The sequence below is a fragment of the Methanomicrobium sp. genome (genome assembly GCF_055145805.1).
This window is the reverse complement of the sequence record NZ_JBSREC010000132.1, coordinates 1-17,670: the sequence shown is the minus strand read 5'-3', so window position 1 is coordinate 17,670 and position 17,670 is coordinate 1. Positions and strand designations below refer to the sequence as shown.

Annotated in this window: 27 protein-coding genes; 8 read left to right on the top strand and 19 right to left on the bottom strand. The window is 37.9% G+C overall.

Annotated features, from left to right (window positions below):
• Positions 1-26 precede the first annotated feature (26 nt).
• From pfdA to ACTB1O_RS12025, 14 genes are all read right to left on the bottom strand, one after another.
• Positions 27-461, bottom strand: a complete 435-nt coding sequence (pfdA, locus tag ACTB1O_RS12090) for a prefoldin subunit alpha (RefSeq protein WP_462995397.1) — start codon at positions 459-461, stop codon at positions 27-29.
• A complete protein-coding gene (gene rpl18a / locus ACTB1O_RS12085; protein WP_462995396.1) occupies positions 451-642 on the bottom strand; it encodes a 50S ribosomal protein L18Ae in 192 nt (63 codons plus the stop codon). Before rpl18a ends, pfdA begins: the two co-directional genes overlap by 11 nt.
• A gap of 12 nt (positions 643-654) precedes the next feature.
• Complete coding sequence (locus ACTB1O_RS12080) at positions 655-1,314, bottom strand: translation initiation factor IF-6 (protein WP_462995395.1); 660 nt, start codon at positions 1,312-1,314, stop codon at positions 655-657.
• A gap of 1 nt (position 1,315) precedes the next feature.
• The gene (locus ACTB1O_RS12075) at positions 1,316-1,579 is read right to left on the bottom strand and encodes a 50S ribosomal protein L31e (protein ID WP_462995394.1); all 264 of its coding nucleotides are present in this window, start codon (positions 1,577-1,579) and stop codon (positions 1,316-1,318) included.
• A gap of 5 nt (positions 1,580-1,584) precedes the next feature.
• A complete protein-coding gene (locus ACTB1O_RS12070) occupies positions 1,585-1,737 on the bottom strand; it encodes a 50S ribosomal protein L39e (RefSeq protein WP_462995393.1) in 153 nt (50 codons plus the stop codon).
• A gap of 14 nt (positions 1,738-1,751) precedes the next feature.
• Positions 1,752-2,345 (bottom strand): DUF7411 family protein, encoded by a 594-nt coding sequence (locus ACTB1O_RS12065; protein ID WP_462995392.1) that lies wholly within the window; start codon positions 2,343-2,345, stop codon positions 1,752-1,754.
• Entirely contained in the window at positions 2,345-2,683 is a 339-nt protein-coding gene (locus ACTB1O_RS12060) for a DNA-binding protein (protein ID WP_462995391.1), read from the bottom strand. Before ACTB1O_RS12060 ends, ACTB1O_RS12065 begins: the two co-directional genes overlap by 1 nt.
• Before the next feature lie 14 nt (positions 2,684-2,697).
• Complete coding sequence (locus ACTB1O_RS12055) at positions 2,698-3,147, bottom strand: 30S ribosomal protein S19e (protein WP_462995390.1); 450 nt, start codon at positions 3,145-3,147, stop codon at positions 2,698-2,700.
• A gap of 195 nt (positions 3,148-3,342) precedes the next feature.
• Positions 3,343-3,603, bottom strand: coding sequence for a YhbY family RNA-binding protein (locus ACTB1O_RS12050; RefSeq protein ID WP_462995389.1), 261 nt, complete (start codon positions 3,601-3,603; stop codon positions 3,343-3,345).
• Positions 3,600-3,920, bottom strand: a complete 321-nt coding sequence (locus tag ACTB1O_RS12045) for a ribonuclease P protein component 4 (protein WP_462995388.1) — start codon at positions 3,918-3,920, stop codon at positions 3,600-3,602. Before ACTB1O_RS12045 ends, ACTB1O_RS12050 begins: the two co-directional genes overlap by 4 nt.
• A gap of 101 nt (positions 3,921-4,021) precedes the next feature.
• Complete coding sequence (gene purN, locus ACTB1O_RS12040) at positions 4,022-4,630, bottom strand: phosphoribosylglycinamide formyltransferase (RefSeq protein ID WP_462995387.1); 609 nt, start codon at positions 4,628-4,630, stop codon at positions 4,022-4,024.
• 32 nt (positions 4,631-4,662) lie between these two features.
• Positions 4,663-5,925, bottom strand: coding sequence for a hemolysin family protein (locus ACTB1O_RS12035; protein ID WP_462995386.1), 1,263 nt, complete (start codon positions 5,923-5,925; stop codon positions 4,663-4,665).
• A gap of 128 nt (positions 5,926-6,053) precedes the next feature.
• Positions 6,054-6,878 (bottom strand): sugar phosphate isomerase/epimerase family protein, encoded by an 825-nt coding sequence (locus ACTB1O_RS12030; protein ID WP_462995385.1) that lies wholly within the window; start codon positions 6,876-6,878, stop codon positions 6,054-6,056.
• 40 nt (positions 6,879-6,918) lie between these two features.
• Entirely contained in the window at positions 6,919-7,425 is a 507-nt protein-coding gene (locus ACTB1O_RS12025; protein ID WP_462995384.1) for a zinc ribbon domain-containing protein, read from the bottom strand.
• 134 nt (positions 7,426-7,559) lie between these two features.
• On the opposite strand from ACTB1O_RS12025, the gene xseA reads away from it, so the two are divergent.
• Together xseA and xseB are read left to right on the top strand one after the other, a co-directional pair.
• Positions 7,560-8,801 carry an exodeoxyribonuclease VII large subunit gene (xseA, locus tag ACTB1O_RS12020; protein ID WP_462995383.1) on the top strand — a complete coding sequence of 414 codons (1,242 nt, stop codon included), beginning with the start codon at positions 7,560-7,562 and terminating at the stop codon, positions 8,799-8,801.
• Positions 8,785-8,964 (top strand): exodeoxyribonuclease VII small subunit, encoded by a 180-nt coding sequence (xseB, locus tag ACTB1O_RS12015; protein WP_462995382.1) that lies wholly within the window; start codon positions 8,785-8,787, stop codon positions 8,962-8,964. Before xseA ends, xseB begins: the two co-directional genes overlap by 17 nt.
• Here xseB and ACTB1O_RS12010 read toward each other — a convergent pair.
• Positions 8,894-9,406: a DUF371 domain-containing protein gene (locus tag ACTB1O_RS12010; RefSeq protein ID WP_462995381.1), complete on the bottom strand. Its 513-nt coding sequence runs from the start codon at positions 9,404-9,406 to the stop codon at positions 8,894-8,896. The two genes, xseB and ACTB1O_RS12010, sit on opposite strands and share 71 nt — an antisense overlap.
• A 72-nt stretch (positions 9,407-9,478) precedes the next feature.
• On the opposite strand from ACTB1O_RS12010, the gene ACTB1O_RS12005 reads away from it, so the two are divergent.
• Positions 9,479-10,057, top strand: coding sequence for an HVO_0476 family zinc finger protein (locus ACTB1O_RS12005; protein ID WP_462995380.1), 579 nt, complete (start codon positions 9,479-9,481; stop codon positions 10,055-10,057).
• A 191-nt stretch (positions 10,058-10,248) separates the two neighbouring features.
• On the opposite strand, the gene ACTB1O_RS12000 is transcribed toward ACTB1O_RS12005, so the two are convergent.
• Entirely contained in the window at positions 10,249-10,932 is a 684-nt protein-coding gene (locus tag ACTB1O_RS12000; RefSeq protein WP_462995379.1) for a hypothetical protein, read from the bottom strand.
• Positions 10,933-11,099: 167 nt separating this feature from the next.
• Between ACTB1O_RS12000 and ACTB1O_RS11995 the strand changes: the two genes are divergently transcribed.
• Both ACTB1O_RS11995 and ACTB1O_RS11990 read left to right on the top strand, forming a co-directional pair.
• A complete protein-coding gene (locus ACTB1O_RS11995; protein ID WP_462995378.1) occupies positions 11,100-11,570 on the top strand; it encodes an Hsp20/alpha crystallin family protein in 471 nt (156 codons plus the stop codon).
• 81 nt (positions 11,571-11,651) lie between these two features.
• On the top strand, positions 11,652-12,437 hold the full coding sequence (locus tag ACTB1O_RS11990) for a CBS domain-containing ParB/RepB/Spo0J family partition protein (protein ID WP_462995377.1): 786 nt from the start codon (positions 11,652-11,654) through the stop codon (positions 12,435-12,437).
• An 11-nt stretch (positions 12,438-12,448) separates the two neighbouring features.
• Here the strand turns inward: ACTB1O_RS11990 and ACTB1O_RS11985 are convergent, their stop codons facing one another.
• Positions 12,449-13,627, bottom strand: a complete 1,179-nt coding sequence (locus ACTB1O_RS11985; protein ID WP_462995376.1) for a sugar phosphate nucleotidyltransferase — start codon at positions 13,625-13,627, stop codon at positions 12,449-12,451.
• Positions 13,628-13,713: 86 nt separating this feature from the next.
• On the opposite strand from ACTB1O_RS11985, the gene ACTB1O_RS11980 reads away from it, so the two are divergent.
• Together ACTB1O_RS11980 and ACTB1O_RS11975 are read left to right on the top strand one after the other, a co-directional pair.
• Positions 13,714-14,202, top strand: coding sequence for a YkgJ family cysteine cluster protein (locus ACTB1O_RS11980; RefSeq protein WP_462995375.1), 489 nt, complete (start codon positions 13,714-13,716; stop codon positions 14,200-14,202).
• Positions 14,195-14,461: a hypothetical protein gene (locus ACTB1O_RS11975; protein ID WP_462995374.1), complete on the top strand. Its 267-nt coding sequence runs from the start codon at positions 14,195-14,197 to the stop codon at positions 14,459-14,461. Before ACTB1O_RS11980 ends, ACTB1O_RS11975 begins: the two co-directional genes overlap by 8 nt.
• A 4-nt stretch (positions 14,462-14,465) precedes the next feature.
• Here the strand turns inward: ACTB1O_RS11975 and ACTB1O_RS11970 are convergent, their stop codons facing one another.
• On the bottom strand, positions 14,466-15,926 hold the full coding sequence (locus ACTB1O_RS11970) for a cobyric acid synthase (RefSeq protein ID WP_462995373.1): 1,461 nt from the start codon (positions 15,924-15,926) through the stop codon (positions 14,466-14,468).
• 212 nt (positions 15,927-16,138) lie between these two features.
• Between ACTB1O_RS11970 and yciH the strand changes: the two genes are divergently transcribed.
• On the top strand, positions 16,139-16,444 hold the full coding sequence (gene yciH, locus ACTB1O_RS11965) for a stress response translation initiation inhibitor YciH (protein WP_462995372.1): 306 nt from the start codon (positions 16,139-16,141) through the stop codon (positions 16,442-16,444).
• 103 nt (positions 16,445-16,547) lie between these two features.
• Here yciH and ACTB1O_RS11960 read toward each other — a convergent pair whose 3' ends face one another.
• Positions 16,548-17,561: a type II secretion system F family protein gene (locus ACTB1O_RS11960; protein ID WP_462995371.1), complete on the bottom strand. Its 1,014-nt coding sequence runs from the start codon at positions 17,559-17,561 to the stop codon at positions 16,548-16,550.
• Positions 17,562-17,670 lie beyond the last annotated feature (109 nt).

The window sequence follows — 17,670 nt, the reverse complement described above, 5'->3', positions numbered from 1 at the left end:
CTGATCAGAGCTCAATTTTATGCCTTTTAAGGCTGCATCTGTTTATATGCACCCTCTAACTTTTTGGCAATGTCATTTGCCTGTTTTTGCATCTGTGAAATAGATTCAGTTATCTTTTTCTCAAGTGCTTCCATCTCAGTTGCGCGGTCATTAAGGTATGATGCAGTGTCTTCACAGTTATGCTCAACTACTACATCAGATCCAATGTTCAGGAAAATTTTATCTTTCTCAATTGGTTTTACCTTTATTGATGCACCGCCGCCTATCTGGAGAAGGACAGTATTTTCAGGGTTTTCCTTTATGGTATTAATTGTGTCAACCGCAGTCAGGGATTCAAGTCTGCGCTGCTCAATCATCTGAAGTTGAGCGGAGTATGCCTCTATTTCCTGTCCAAACTCGTTTAGGTACTGCTGAAGCATTTGTACTTCACGAGGGTCAACCTTTTCCAATTTATTCACCATCGATCAATCTAATGCCGTCTATTTTGATATAATTTCTCTTTAGACGGTGTTTGCTTCCGATTACATTGTAAAGTCTTTCGGAGGCCTGTTTGTCGTTAGGTGCGGAAATTTCTTTTGTGAAAGGCTGATAATCATAGCCGTTCTTAAAGCTTCCCGTTACCTCATATTTTTGGTCTGCCATTTGTAAAACTCCTTATTCAAAACTAAATACTTCTTCTATTCTTCCAAGTTCATATCCACTTGTAGATATTCCTGCAAGATAGGATTTACTGTTTGCAATCAGTCCTGTTCCAACAAGATTGCTACCCATATTTATGGTACCTGTACCTATGGGGAGATCAGTAATCTCTTCGATTTCCTTTATTTCCTGTGCTGTTACTCCTGAATTTAGAAGGATTCCACGGTTTGTGGCAACTCCTGCCATACCAACTGTTGGAATGCCTCCTATAGCCATCATAATAACGGGGACATCAAGAAACTCTGAAATCTTTTCTGCATATCTGTCAGGCATTTCAGGGTGAACAACTGCAATCTCATCATTTGCCAGAATAATGTTTCCTGCAGCATTCATGGTTCTGCCAAGAAACATAACATCTGAATAACTCTTTAAGAGTGCAGATTCTTCCTGTGTTGCAAGTCCTGTTGCAATAATTCCTCTGCTGTTGCCTGCAAGCAGTGAGCCTATGATCGAACTTCCCTGTATTGTGGTCTTAACGACCTCAATACCAAATCTCTTCTCAATAGCACTTACGTACTCTTCAGAGGCATCTATTGGAACAAATGCAAAATCCTCAAATACGCGTGTGTATACACCAATATTTTCGTCACCAGCGAAGTCAATCGTTTCTGTCATTTCACTCTTCGGCAAGTTCTACCTGAACCTGTCCGTCCTCAAATTTCATTGCGCGAACACGGATTTTTCTTGGTGGTTTCTGGCTTCCGCGTTCCCAGATCTTCTCATTGATACTTGCATCAATTTTGATGTCTTCGCTTTTCATGTGCTGCGTGAGGTAAGCACGAATTACCTTAATCGCTTTTGGGCTTCGCTTCCAGCGTGGAGCCATCTTTACATCGCGAAGAGGAATTACGTAGATTTGTTCTTTTAATATGTCTGCCATTTCGCTTACACCTTCAGTTTACTACGTCTCCAGTTGCGTCTCCTGGGGTGAGTCACAACATTGCGTTTTGTCTTTATCATAACCCATGCCGGCACGCGGCGATTCTGCTCGCATGCTTTGGCAAGTCTCATTTTTCTAGCTTTTGATAGTTTGCTCATTTTAATTCACCACTTTAAATATGACAGGCTTTCCCTGAAACCAGAGACTGCTCGTGGTGGCCGGGAAATATTTTGTATGGATCAATACCTTTGGCCCTGAATGCTGCACGGATTTCATTTTCGTAGTCCCCGTTTTTGATTTTGCCTGTTTCACCGTATTCAACAATGAAGTGCTTTTCAACAAGCCGGTTGACTTCTCTTCTTCCAAATCCGAGCAGAGGTCGCACGAGGGCGCTGTTATATTTTCCTTCGAGGCTTTGAACCTCGCCATAATCCAGCATGGGAACACGATCATTCAGGCGTGTTCCTTCCCCTATTACATCATATTCTCTGCAAAGAGAACATATGGCGGTCCTGTGCACAAAGTTGATGGCATCATTCGGACATCTGTTTTCAACCATCATATCCATCACAATATCAAGCAGTCCTTCTTCAAATACTCTTTTGATCAGAGGGAATCCCAGGATTTCTGCAGCTTTTTCAACACCTGATATGTTACTGTCTTTATTAAAGACAAAGGTGTTGAGTTCAACTTCATAATCTCTTGAAAGCATCAGTGCTGCAAGAGCACTGTCTTTACCTCCGCTGAAGAGTACTCCGGTTTTCATTACCTGCGTGTGATGTTATAATCTTTCTTTTCCGGTACAAGTTGCCTTAAAAGATGTTTCAGCTGCTCGTCTGTTACACGTCCTTTCAGACGTCCGCTCTGTCCGAGCATAACGAGTTGCTGTTCAACAGCTTTTGCAAACTCAGGTTTTGTCATTTTAATGGTATTTAAACGCTCACGTGCTTCAGGTTCGAGAATCTGCATTAGCGCAAGGTGAAGTTGATTTTCAGCCTGCTTTTGCTTCTGCATCTCATCTTCCATTGCTCCCTGCCCCATCTGTTGATTCTGGAGCTCTGCCATACGTCTTCTGCGAATTTCTGCCAGTTCGTCGTCACCCATTTAGAACACCTGGTTTAGTACTTGAGTATTGCCGGAATAGATTCTGCTACGCTTTCTTTGGCGCTGTGTGCAACGCCATCAATGAATTTTCTGCCTTCAGAGGAGATAACACGACCTTCCGGTGTATTTTGGATGAATCCTGTAGATTCAAGCTGCTGAAGTACCTTGCGTGTTACTGAACCGGAGCCTCTCCTAAACTGGTTTGGCTTTGTACCACGGTTCTTTTTTCCGCCGTAGAATGATCTTAATCTCTGAACACCTACAGGTCCGTCAATGTAAACACGGCGCATAACAGATGCTGCGCGTGTGAACCACCAGTCTTCCTCTTTAGGCGGCATTTGTTTGTGCACGCCTGTTTTAGCAAATTCTGCCCATTCAGGTGCCTTGATCGTATCGAGCTGTTTAAGCTCGCCAGCCACTTTTGCGATTAAGACATCTGGTGGGATATCATATACTGTTGTCATTTTCTAACCACTCTCTAATTTATGCTAAGCGCCGTTGATCAAATGATTACGACGTTTTACATGAAATTCACTAGGTGAAGTTCATGGTAAATTAGCAGTCTCTATATATTGGAAAGATATCCTTTTATACCTTTTGAGATTGAATTTGAATTTAAAAGAAAAGTTATTACAAATTACAATAAAATGGATGGGATATTAAGATTTTTTTCCGGGTAATTTATTTTCTTTTGCAAGAACCATTGTTCTTCCACGTACCTGAATCAGAATAGTCTGGCTCTGTTTTGCGATATTTTCGGGGACAATATCTGTGTTTCTCAGCCATTTGACTTTTATGAGTTTATTGTCCTTTATCTGCCTGCGTATCTCTTCAATTGTATTTTCGGTGCACCCTTTTTTTCCTATCCATAGGGTTGCTTTTAGCTGATTCAGATCTTTTTTAAAGTCTTTTTGTATCATTTGTTTTCTTTCTCCGATATTGGATATCTGCGTATATTGCCACAAACCTCACATGTCACAATTACTTTTCTTCTATGAACTCTTATTTTCATATTATATCCTGGTATAAGATAACTGCAGCATTTTCGGCAGTATCTTCTGTTGTAAGGTTTTGGAATTCGTATCCTGTACCTCATTGAGATTTTCTTTGCATGTTTTATGCAGTTTGTACTGAAGGAGGGATGATTCCTTAAAAAACCGTCGGCTATTTCAAAAAGGCGGATTATTCTTTCTTTTGCTAATGCCTTCTGTTTTGATTTGTCATTTCGTTTTGCCATAGGAATTGTGGACTCTCCCTTAGAAATCAGGCTTCAATATAGTGTCTATACATATTGGTTTTTAAATTGTATAATACAAATGGAGAAATAATTTCATCTTATCAATTGTTTAAAATGTGGACTTTTCTGCCTTCAATTTTTATCATGTCATCGCAAAAAAGCTTAATGGCCTTTGGAAGAGCTATATGCTCTTCTTTCAATATTCTTTCAGTCAGTTTTTCCTCATCATCATCATCAAAAACCGGCACAACATGCTGGAGAATAATCTGGCCTGTGTCCATTCCTTCATCAACAAAATGCACAGTGCAGCCTGCCACTTTTACACCATAGCTGATAGCCTGTCTCTGGGCATGAAGGCCTGAAAATGCAGGTAAAAGCGCAGGGTGGATATTCATCATTTTCCCATGAAATTCTTTTGCTGTTCTTTTGTCAAGAAGGCGCATATATCCGGCAAGAACAAAAAGATCTGCATTTAATTCCACCATTGAATCGTGAAGTTTTTTGTTGTACTCTTCTCTGCTTTCAAAGGAGCTGTAATCAATAATTTTTACAGGTATACTTGCATTTTCTGCTCTTTTAACAGAATAAGCATATGTCTTGTCTGTTATCAGGCAAACTATCCTGGCATTAATATTACCGTTATTGACATTGTCAATAATCGCCTGAAAATTTGAACCTCTGCCTGAGGCAAGCACTGCGATGCGTTTCATGATAACAGTTTTGCGAGTTAAAAGATGAATAGTTATTGTATATCTTTCTCATGGCCCGGCATGGAAAGTTTTATCTCTACAATTTTTCTGCCTCTCATTTTCATTACCTGCATTTCGATTCCGTTTTCAAGACTGATTATCTCCCCGCGTTTTGGGATGTGGCCTAGTCTGTCAATTAAAAGTCCGCCTATTGATTCATATGACTCCAAAAGGGGCAGATTAATCTGTAGTTCCTCGTTTATTCTTGAAACCCGGGTCCCCGCATCTATTAGAAATATACCTTCATCAATTTTCTGAATCTGGGGTTCTTCCTCATCGAATTCGTCAAGAATTTCTCCCACAAGTTCTTCGAGTATGTCTTCCATTGTCACAACGCCGGCAAATGTTCCATATTCGTCAACTACAATGGCAAGATGGGTCTTATTCCTCTGGAGTTCATTTAAAAGTTCGTCAATATTTTTGCTCTCCGGGACAAAGGCAGGTTCATATATCAAATCAGGTATTTTTATTCCCTGTTTTTTATTGTAAACTGTAGCGAATACGTCCTTGACATTTAAGACGCCGGTAATATTGTCTACCTGTTCATGATATACAGGAATCCTTGAAAAACCTGTATCATTGAAGATATCTATTGCTTCTTCAAGTGTATTGCTATCGCTTATCATCTTAACATCGCCGCGTGGAGTCATTGCCTCGCGTGCGATGGTGTCTGTAAATCTGAATACGCGGTAGAGCATTTCATGCTCTTCTTCCTCTATTGTCCCGCTCTCTTCCCCAACATCTATCCACTGCTTTATCTCTTCTTCTGTGACCATGGGACGGGTGAAATCTGTTTCAACATTGAATATTTTTTTGAATCCGTCATATATCCACAAAATTGGTGTCAGAATATACGAAAAGAACAGTATGAATTTTGATGCGAACAGAGCAACCTTCTCCGGATGCCTTGCAGAGTAAGTCTTGGGGCCTATCTCTCCAAATATAAGCATCAGGATTGTAACGACTGCTGTTGCAATGCCTATTCCCACATCACCGTAAATGTCAATAGCTATTGCTGTTGCAATGGATGCCGCTGCAACATTTACAACATTGTTTCCAATAAGGATAGCAATGAGCAGGTGGTCAGTGTTCTCTTTTAATATCGAAAGTGCTTTGGCTCCTCTCTTTTTTTGTTCAAGCAGAGTTCTGACCTTTGCATGGTTTATTGAGACCAAAGCAATTTCTGATCCTGAAAAAAAGCCTGAAAACATCAGACACAGAAAAAAAAGAAAAAATCCTAAGCTATTTTCAATCATTGTTTCCACGCCGCATATGCGGCTGCATTATTCCTTTTATTCATAAATGCAATATCAATTATTTATATGACTCTAAAGGAATATAAACTATTTTATCGTTTTTTAACAGGAAATTTGTTATCTTTATTTTACGTTTCAAAAAATTGCTTCATGAATAATATCTCTTCATTAAGAAATTTTATTTTTTCTGCGGCTTTAAGCTCTCTTTTTAAGTTTAAATCATCAATTTCAAGTGTAAGGTGTCCGTTATAACTGTAATCAGAGAGACACTGTAATATTTTTTTTGCAATTTTACTTTTTTTTGGAGATGTATGTGTTTTTTTTCCGTTTACTCCGCTTATATGAACATTTTCAATTTTTTCAAAGAAGTGATCCACAAAATTAAGCGCTTCTTTTTCTGATTTTTGTATAGCATGTGCAATATCAAATGTGAAATAAAGCCATTTCTCATTATTGAGCACTTCCTCTACTGATTCGGGGCTGGTTAAAAGTGCGTTTATTTTTGGTTGCATATTTTCAATAGAAACTTTTATTTTTTTTCCTTCCTGTGCTTTTTTCACTCTTTTCAGAAAATCGTAAAGTCTTTCCTGGTCTTTTTCACCAGGAGGTCTTTTTGCAGTTCTTCTTCCCGGGTGAATTGTAATAACCTGTGCGTTGATTTTTTCAGCAATCTCTATGGATTTTTCAGTGGATTGTATGGAAATTTCAGCTACATCTGGATTCACCGAACAGGGGTTAAGATCCAGGACAGGGGAATGAACTGTTATAGGCATTAGATTTTTGTGTATTTCCATGACAGTTTTAATTTTTTCAACAGGAAGTCCGTTCAGCCAGAAATCAGGCGTTTCAAACCAGAATTCTATGGATGAGCAACCGGCTTCAGATACGTTGTCAAACACTTCCTCAATCCTGTATTCATGAAAAAACATGCTTGAAACGGAGTATTTTGGCATATATGTGGAAACAGTTTACTTTTATTATAAAAAAGATTTTTTACGGATTTAAATTTTGGTAGTAATCCATACTATAAAGGTCAGGATTCATAAAATAATTTACATCAGGAAATAATCCCCCGAGATTTCCAATCATCTGTATGGCCACAAATAATGAAATGAACATTAATATGAGCATCAGGGCAAGAGGAATAAGAAATATAAGAATTATATCTCTGTTTTTTGTCTCTTTGTATTCAATTTTTCTTTGATTCATTTTTTCCGCAACTGAGTATGCATCGTACATTCCATATATCCAGATAATAAGACCTGGTATCAAAAACATAAAGGAGCCGAATATACATCCAAAAAAATAGGCCAGACCTTTTAGTAATGAATCACCGTTATATATCTGACCCAGACCCGGAAAAAATGTAGAAAGAATCATTGATATCAGGGGCACTTTTAGCTGTCTCTGAAATTCTGATGGCGGAGATATAATTTTAGATTCTATTCCCTGAGATCCTTTTATCTCTGCGCCGCAGACGGGGCAGAATTTTTTTCCCATCAATTCATTTATAAGTTTTATTCTTCGATATTCTTTTTTATGTGGATTATATAAAAAAAATCTTTTTTATTTATAAAATGCAGTTTAGGGTTTTTACAAATTCATATCATTTAGAAGAATGAAACATAAATGATATGGACTGGTTCGGAACAGGAACTGATGATGATCAAAAACCATATAAGACGGTTTATGAACTTTCGTCAACGATCAGCAGACTTCTTGACGACGAATCATTAAAAGGAATCTGGGTTGAGGGTGAAATAACCAATTTTCACCGGCATGTATCCGGTCACCTTTATTTTTCACTTACTGAAATAAGAAATTTCAAAACTTATGTGATAAATTGTGCCATGTGGCGCAGCTCCGCAAAAGAACTGGACTATCAGCCACAAAATGGTGCGGGAGTAAGGCTTTTCGGTTCGGTTGAAGTCTATGAACCACATGGTAAATATCAGTTTATTGCACGTGATATTGTTCCCTGCGGGGAAGGAGAAAAGCACATCCTTGTCAGAAAATGGAAGGATGAATTATCAAAAACGGGAATTTTTGATGAATGCCACAAAAAATCGCTTCCAAGGTTTCCTAAGAAAGTAGGAGTTGTAACAGCGTCGGGAGGTGCGGCACGCAAAGATATTGAAAATGTTATTTCAAGACGATATCCTGTTGAAATTGTTCTTTCTCCAACAGTAGTCCAGGGGGATGACGCACATTTCGATATTGCTGCTGCCATACGAAGAATTGACGGAACAGTGGATGTCTTGATTGTGGGAAGGGGAGGGGGAAGTTTTGAGGATCTGTTTGCATTCAACCATCCTGATGTTGTAATGGCAATATATGAATGCGTAACTCCCGTTGTCAGCGCGGTTGGTCATGAAGTTGATTACACTTTATGCGACTTTGTCGCAGATGTGCGTGCTCCTACCCCTTCTGCGGCAGCAGAGATTGTTGTGCCTGATATACGCGATCTTTATCTGGAAATGAAATATCTCAGGAAATCTCTGATAAATATATTTGAAAACAGAATTGAAAATGAAAGTAATGTTCTTGAGAGTTTAAGATTCCGTCTGCATCCAAAAAGACTTGAAAAAATAATTAATGATCAGAATGAAAGAATGGATGAGTTCTCAGACCGCCTTTACAGGGGTTTTTCTCAGAGACTTAAAAGAGAAAAGATATCATTGAAGGCCTTTAAATCAGGCCTTGAACTTATAAATCCCAAAATGCCTTTAAGCAAAGGATTTTGCATGATAAAGTCCGGGGATGATATTATAAAATCCGTTTCTGAATTAAGTTCAGGACAGTCTGTTAACTTATTTTTAGATGACGGGGCAGCAGAGGCAAGTATAAAGGAGGTTTATTATGGCAAAAAGTTATGAAGAGCAGATTGATGAGTTGAAAGAAATTATTTTGGGAATTGAAAGCGGTGATGCAGGTCTTGATGAAAGCCTTGTCCTTTATGAGCGTGGCATCAGCATTCTTCGAAACTGTGAAAAAATTCTCGAAGAGGCGGAACTGAAGGTGAAGGTGCTTCAAAATTAAGTGTAACTTCCAGAATCACTGTCATAACTTCTCCTTTTTTAAGGACATTTATGATATATTTTGGGATTGAAACAGCGGGGCAGTCAGAATAAATTCCGACAGTTCTTGGGCATACAAAATTACTTCTTCTCCAGACAAGATCAGAGGGATGGTTAAGCTTCATCTGTGAAGAGCCGCAGGATGTGATTGTAAACTCAAAATCACTGATTTTCAGCGTTGTTTTTAATATAGATCTATCGTCGGAAAGGATTTCTCTGAATTTATCACTAAGGTCTGCTGCACTTTTGTCTGCGCAGACTGCAATAATGCATGTTCCTTTTTCTGTCAGATGTTTCTCTTTTGTAATTTCAAATGTTGATCTGTGTTCTGATCTTACATTCTCATGTCCGCGGCATGTTATGATCTCAGTTGCAGTAATTATTGATGTGGATTTTGCATTCATGTATTACCCATGACTTTTATTATCTGTACTTTGGGAGAGTATATCTCATTATATTACCCAATTATTTATGCAATGTATGCTGAATTTTTTTGTCCGTCGTGTAACGGCATAAGGGAACATACCATACTAAAGGAATCATCTGATCTCCTTGTTGAATGTAAAAAATGTCACAGAGTTCACCATGTGGAAAAGGAAAAGGAACCTGGTGAAATTGAAGTTAAAGCAATAATCAGCATTGAAAAGGAATCAAAAAGAGGCATTATTGAACTTGGCGAAGATGAGATTGTCAGTATCGGGGATTTACTTGTTGCTGAAACTGATGATGATGCTGTCGGTGTTGAAGTAACTTCTATTGAAACAGGTGATAAAAGAGTGGGTAAGGCTCTGGCGGCAGATATTGATACTATCTGGACACGCATGATTGACAAGGTTATCTTAAAAGTTTCATATCACGATGACAGAAAGACAATACCACTGTACCTTGAGTATGAAGGCGAAGATGACATTGTGATAGGCGATGTTTATAAGATTGATAAATATACTTTCAGGGTAACTCATATGAAATTAAGGAATGGTGCCATGATGAGAAAAGAGGGCTGGAAAGCCTATGCACGTAAAATAAAGCGTGTTTATGGGAAAAAATCCTATTGATATATTATAATCCCTGTATTTTAGATGTAAAATATCAATATCTAAAGACAAAATATTTAGTAAATTTCATTGTATTTATCAAAAATATTTTTTTGAAAAAAATCTGAAATGCACTTAAAAATGTTTTTCGTTCTAATAAAGGAACAGAATAGAATTAAAATATTTATTATGTATCAATAATGATACTTTTTTTACTGAATCTGACTGATCTGAATTTCTGCTAATGCATATCCATATCTCAGTACAAGATTATCTTCTGTTTTTTCCACAATAACCGAGGGTCTGTCAAGTTTTACTGAAGTATTTGACTGCTCTCCATCTGTTTCAGGATAATATGCAAATGCCAGCGGAACCAGCATTCCAACCTGTGCTTCAGAGAAATTTCCGCCTATTGAATTGTACATCGTGGCAGTCATATTCTGGGTAAGATTATCAGCAAATTCTAGCTCTATCTTTCTGACATCGCTTTCGCCCATTCCGATAATGTCAGTACTGATTGCATCCAGTTCCAGATCTAAAAGTGCGTACTGTGTCATCCCTTCCGGGGAAACGTAGGCATCTATGGGTATTATTTTTTCATTCTGAAGAACTCCTGCTTGAAGAACAAGCGGATTTGTCCATGCAACATATGTATAGCCATTCTGATATGCTGTCTCAACAATGGACTTTGATGAGGAAATGATTGGTACCCCGTTCTCAAAGCTTAAAGTATAATCCACAACAACATAATCTCCTGGTTCAGCTTTTTTAAAGATTGAAAAGAAAGAGAATGTTAGTGAAAAGCCGACCACACACGATAGAATAATGAACACTATAAATATTCTTGACAGCATCTGTTGCATGTCTTTATTTTTTTTAGTCCCCTGTTTTTTCATCCTTATAGATGTCTGATTTATATGAGATAAATAAATGCATGTTTGTCTTCTTTAATCATGGCATAAACTATGTTGTCTGGCATAAATTTAATTATTATGAATGACGATTCATCGTCAGGCACATTATGTTGCCATATCTGAAATGAGGTAAATTTGGGGGAATTGTTATGATTAAAAAGCGTATATACCCGGTTCATTCCTGGTGGAATGAGATTGATGATATGATGGCAGAGATGGAAGAAAGACTGGCGCAGACATTTGGCGGATATAACAATGCATTCTCTCAGCGAATACTTCCGGCAATAACCGGTGAGTGCCGTGTTGATGTTCTTGATCATGAAAATGAGGCAATAGTCGTTGCCGACCTTCCTGGTGTGGAAAAAGATGATATAAAAGTCAAACTTGTTGACTCAAGGACACTTGAGGTTTCTTGTCAGAGAGAGAAAAATGTTGAGGAAGAGGACAAGGAAAAAGGATATTATATGCGTGAAAGATCTTATGGAAGCATGAAGAGACTGGTTTCCCTGCCAGCAGATGTTTTGGAAGCGGATTCTTCTGCCACCTTTAAAAACGGAGTCCTTGAAATTCATTTGAAAAAGGCAGAACCCGCAGCAATTAGTGAGATCTCTGTTCAGTGAATTTATTTCACTTCAAAACCAAACCTGTTTTTAATAGATTACCGAGCCTTTCATATTGTTATACATCAATTATTCATATTAATGGATAAAAAAAAGGTCAAAAATTATATGACCTATGATGTGGTTACTATAGACGTTAAAGGGACTGCCAAGGATGTTATTGAGGCAATACGTGTCACAAAACATGATGGTTTTCCTGTTGTTGATGGCAAAAAAGTGGTAGGATATATTGCAGCCCGTGATCTTCTTTTTGTTTATCCTTCAACTCCTATTGAAAGGACAATGTCAAGGCACCTTATTGTGGCCGATGCCAATATGAGTATAAATGATGCAGCCCGTGTTATATTCCGATCGGGAATCCAGAAACTACCTGTAGTTGATGAAGATGGAAATCTTATTGGTATTATATCAAACGCTGATGTGATTCGATCACAGATTGAACATGTTTCGCCTGAAAAAGTCTTTAAATTTATTGAAACACTCAGGATGCTTCATGATGTTGATCCAAAACTTAATCGTGAGGTTGTTCCTGTGGCTCATCTCCTGCCCACCCAGTCAAAAATATATGAGGACGAACTGGAAGGAAGAATATATGAGATAAATAAGGGTCTCGCAGAGCCCATTATAGTTGTCAGAAGACCTGGAAAACTGGTTCTTGTTGACGGTCATCACAGAGCAGTTGCTGCAAAGCGTCTTGGGATAAAGGATCTCGATGCTTATGTAATTGAAATTGAAGAGGATATTGAACTGGGTCTTGAAAAAACAGCACGGGAGATGAATTTAAGAACACTTGATGACATAAAGGTTCTTGATTATGCAAGACATCCTCTTGTGGCAATAACCCATCGTCTTGTGAGACATAATTAAAAAATAATTTTTTATGAGCCGGAATATGATGTATCAAAAGCATCATTTAAGATATGCTCTTTTACTATCTGTCTTTCTTCTGTTATGACTTCGGGCCAGATTCTTGTACCTGAGTGAACTACCGTCCCGTTATTTAAAAATGTTCTTGGACCAATGACTGTGTCATTTTCAATACTGCATGAAGTGCCCACTTTTGCTTCGTTGTCTATTATACTTCCACTAATAGTTGTAAGGGCTCCTATTTGGACATGGTTGTATATGGATGATGAGAATATCTTTGAGTCATGGTTAATAATGCAGTACTCTCCTATGCTTGTGTAAGGTCCGATCAGAACATTATCTCCTACTTTTGTTCCTGACCCTATTGAAACAGGACCGATTATTCTTGAATTTTCACCAATTGTCACAGAGTCACCAAGCTGTACAGGACCAAGGACATGAGCTCCCTTAACAGTTACATTACCTTTGATGTTTGTATAATGCATATCCTGGAGTTTCCAGTGTTCTGCCTGCCTGAGAGACTGGGGACTTCCAACATCTGTCCAGTTGCCCCGTGCAAGCCATCCTTTTATGATAATTTCTTTATCCATAAGAAGTGGGAAGAGATCTTTTGCAAAATCAAATTTTTCTTCTTCTGGTATATAATCAAAAATTTCCGGATTACAAACATATATTCCCGTGCTTGCAAGGTTTGAAAAGATCTCTCCCGGAGAAGGTTTTTCTCTGAATCTTTTTATGTGGTAATTAACGTCGATTTCGGCAATTCCATAATCGCAGGGTTCATCAATGCTGATAAGGCCAATTGATACAGGGCTTTCGCCTTTTATGTGATCTCTGTAAAAAGACAGAAGATCTATGTCAGTTACATGATCGCCGCCAACTACAAGGAACGGTGAACCACTGAGGTATTTTTCAGCATTTTTTACACTTCCTGCAGTTCCTAGTTTTTGATCTTCCCGAACATATGTTATGTTTACACCAAGAAGGGATCCGTCTCCAAGGGCATTTTCTATTGAGTCTCCTTTGTATCCTATTGTGATAATTATGTCATTAAATCCCAGATTTGAAAGGTGGGACACCAGATGCTGTATTGACGGGATATTGACTATGGGAATGCAGGGTTTTGGGCGCTCAAATGTTAGTGGACGAAGTCTTGTTCCTTCTCCGCCGCACATTATACAGACCTTCATGTTAAAGAATCTTAGTCAGTATTCTCTAATAAGACAGTCGATTGGTGAAGGAAAATGATTTATTAACATCAGCTATGATTTTAATTATGGCTGAATTTGTCTGCACACTTTGTGGAAGATGCTGTATGGGCATGGGCCGGTATGTGAAAATTTCAGGCCAGATTGGCCAGGGAAGATATGCCGCAAAACATGAGCTTTCAGATGAAACATTTTATCCTATTGTTATGAAGCAGTACAGGGATGATTTTTCCCCCTATGATCGGAAAACACCTGAAGAATGGTGCCCGTTCCTGCTTGATAAGGATGAATCCAAAAATTATCTATGCGCAGTTTATGATACCCGGCCGGCATTCTGCAGGAATTTCAAATGCTATTTATACAAAATTTATGATTCCGAAAATAATTGTCTGGGCCAGGTAAAAGGCAGGACAACTCTCATCTCTGATGATTTAAGACTGAATTCTATCTGGAATGACGAAATTTTAACGTTATCTTTAGATGATAAATCCCTGTGGAAGAAGAATATGCTATCTGTACTTGAGAAAAAGGATTATATTATTGAGGATTATGAGTGAAAAGACTTTTAGGACACTTTATGTTGAAAAGGGAGTTGTTCAGTGCCGCCCTCATAAAAAGGAGAGTATTGAAAAGTGCCGTTTCTGTGTTCATTCCGTCTATTTTCTGGAGAAGGACAGGTGGATAAAGTCCCCTGCAAGGGCATTTTGTACAAAGTGCCGTTCGACAGATAAGGTTTTCCTTCCTGATGTTGAAGCGGTGTTATGTGATGATAAAAGAGAGGAAGGTTACCGAAGCATGATGAATATTATAAGCTAAAAATTCAAATTTTCGCATCAAAAAAAGTCAATATTTTCTCAATATCCACATTATTTTCAAAATGTTCCGATAGTGAATTGTATGCAACCTCGTAATTTGAATCCTCCTCTAAAATTCCTGTGAATGAAAGGTTTTTTTGGGAGTAAAGATGCTTTAGAAGAGCGTCGGCCATATTTTTATTTTTAAAAAGACCGTGCATATAAGTTCCGATTACAAGTCCGTCATCAGAGACAGCTCCGTCACCCGAAAAAGCCTCTTTGACATCATTTATACTTGTTTTCCCCATATGAATCTCATATCCGTCTACTTCTCCTACGAGCGATAATATAGGTCCTATTGGATTTGCATCCCTTTTTACCTGTACAGTTGTTTTAGAGTAAACATCAAAGGTTGTTTTAATGTTTAAAAGGCCAAATCCCTCTAAAATATTTTCTTTGCCTGATTCAAACCCTTCGTCTTTGATCTCTTTTCCAAGCATCTGATACCCTCCGCAAATACCAATAATGGGTATTTTATTTCGGCGCGCAGTTTTAATTTTTTCATCAAAACCAGCTTCCCTAAGTTCAGAGAGATCTTCAATAGTATTTTTTGTCCCTGGTATTATGATGCAGTCAAAATCGTCTGTATCCTTTTCCGGTTCAATATATTCAACTGATGCATACTTTTCCAAAATTTCAAAATCACTAAAGTTTGATATCCTTGAAAGTCTGATTATTGCTATTTTCACAGGCATATCTGAAGCCATTTTATCCTTTATTGAGAGTGAATCCTCACTTGGAAGAAGAATTTTGGTGAATGGCAACACTCCTAAAACCGGAAGACCGGTTTTTTCTTCAATTATCCTGATTCCCTCTTTGAATAGTTGTGGATCGCCTCTGAATTTATTAATTAAGAAACCGCATACATTTGCTTTTATATCAGGCGGAAGAAGTTCATAAGTGCCGATTATCTGGGCAAAAATACCTCCACTTTCAATATCGCCTACAATAATTATGGGAAGTTTAAGTTTTTTCGCAAGCAGAATATTTGCAATATCCCTGTCGTACAGATTAATCTCCGCTGCACCTCCTGCACCTTCAACAACAATATTATGAAACTTCTTTTCCAGTGTTCTGTAGGATCTTTCAGCTATTTCAAGCAGATAATCTGTTTCTTTGTAATAATCACTGATTTTTACATCCTTGTAGGGTTTCCCGAGAAGAACAACCTGTGACGTTCTGTCACCTTTTGGTTTTAAAAGAACAGGATTCATCTCAGCTACAGGTTCTGTCTGTGCAGCGAATGCCTGGATTGCCTGTGCAATTCCAATCTCTGCACCCTCTTTTGTAACATAAGAGTTCAGACTCATATTTTGTGATTTAAATGGAGCAACATTTAACCCGCGTTTTGAAGCGCAACGGCAAATTGCAGCAACTATTGTACTTTTCCCTACATTTGAGGCTGTACCCAGTATCATCAGTGACATGTTTCTAATATTTATTTGAACTATAACTAAATAAATTGAATATTGTGGATGTCTTATTTTTATTTATGAAAATCGTTTGCGCGTTGTTTAAAATAATACTGATATATACTTCTTTTTAGCATTCGTACATAATTAAAGTCTGTGCAATTTCATTTAAATAGGGCATATCGCATGCTAACAAATATATAACCAGACTTTAAAGGTACATAGTAATGACAGGTGGTATTTGTCCAAAGTGTGGGCTGCCAAAAGAGTTGTGTATTTGCGAAGAAGTAGCAAAGGAACAGCAACAGATCAGTGTAAAGATTAATAGAAGACGTTACGGTAAGGAAGTAACTGTCGTAGATGGCCTTGATCCTTATGATATTGATCTTGATGAACTTCAGAAATACCTGAAAGGCAAACTGGCATGTGGTGGAACTATTAAAGGTAATTCCATAGAATTGCAGGGCAATCACCGTGAGAGAGTTAAAAAACTCCTTATGGATAAGGGTTACAAACTGGACAACATAAGCTGATTTATTCAGTCCTTTTTTTTAGAACGAATATTTTAGAGATTAGTTTTTATTTTTATTTTTGATTATCTTAATAATTTATGGAAAAAATGATTTATTCATATATTCATATGAAGAATCTGAATCCAATCCATGCTATTGCAAGCATAATTAATGAATATTTAAGTCCTGCAACAGCCCTGCCTTCACCCATCTGTCCTGCTACAAGGCCTGAGAAAAATCCCTGAATCATAGAAGCGTGTGTGAATATACGTGTGTATAAATTCATATCAATCGAACCGCCAAATGTGCCGCCTGCAGCTGCTTCACTGCCGGATGCGGCAACAGCAGCACCTGCTTCAGCCATTGTGTTTAGGAATGTTCCGGCCATAATAGCTATCACAAACATGAATACCAGAAATGACATTATAACTATCACAACATAGATCATCATATTGTTTCTGCGTTCATCAGCAAGGTTTATGAATTCATATGAGTCATTTGCAGCGGCTTTTAATACTTCACTGACATTGCCTCCTGCAAGACTTGCTTTTGCAATAAGATCAACGCTTCTTTTTGCAAGCGGGGTCCTAAGTCCTTCACCAAAACGAAATATTGCTTCTATAAAAGGAATATTCCATGAGATTTCGTTGTTCATTTTTTGTATATGGGGTGTCAGATTTCCATAGTCTCCATTTGAAACAGTGTTAATAGCGTTTGGAAGTGTCATCCCGCTTTCATTCATTCCTGCAATATCCCTGAAAAAGTTTGGTAGTGCAACTTCAATATTTCTCCTTCGTATTGCCTCTTTTGTGTCTAAAATAGCAAAAGGTAAAAGGGCGATGATGATAGTAAAGACCAGCATGTCATCAATAAAAGTTGAAGTCAAAAGAGACAGGATTCCATATTGTGCCACTGTACCGATTAGACCTGCAATAAGAATGATGAAAGCCAGAGGTAAAGTAAGTATAAGTATATTTTCGGGTTTTTCGGTTAAAACCGCTATAGGGTGCTTTAAAAATTTGTTAAATCCTTCACTTTCTTTTTTCTGCGCTTCAATTTTTTCCAGAATAATTTTCTGCTCTTTTTCTTCTTTGGAGATCTTTACCTCTTCCTCTTGTTTTTTTCTGAATAGACTCATTATTTCAGACCTCCGGGGTCATGGCATCAATTAATATTACAAACATAATACTACCCAGAGGAATGATCCCGTATATAACGGCATATAAAAACAGAGGGCTTGAAGATCC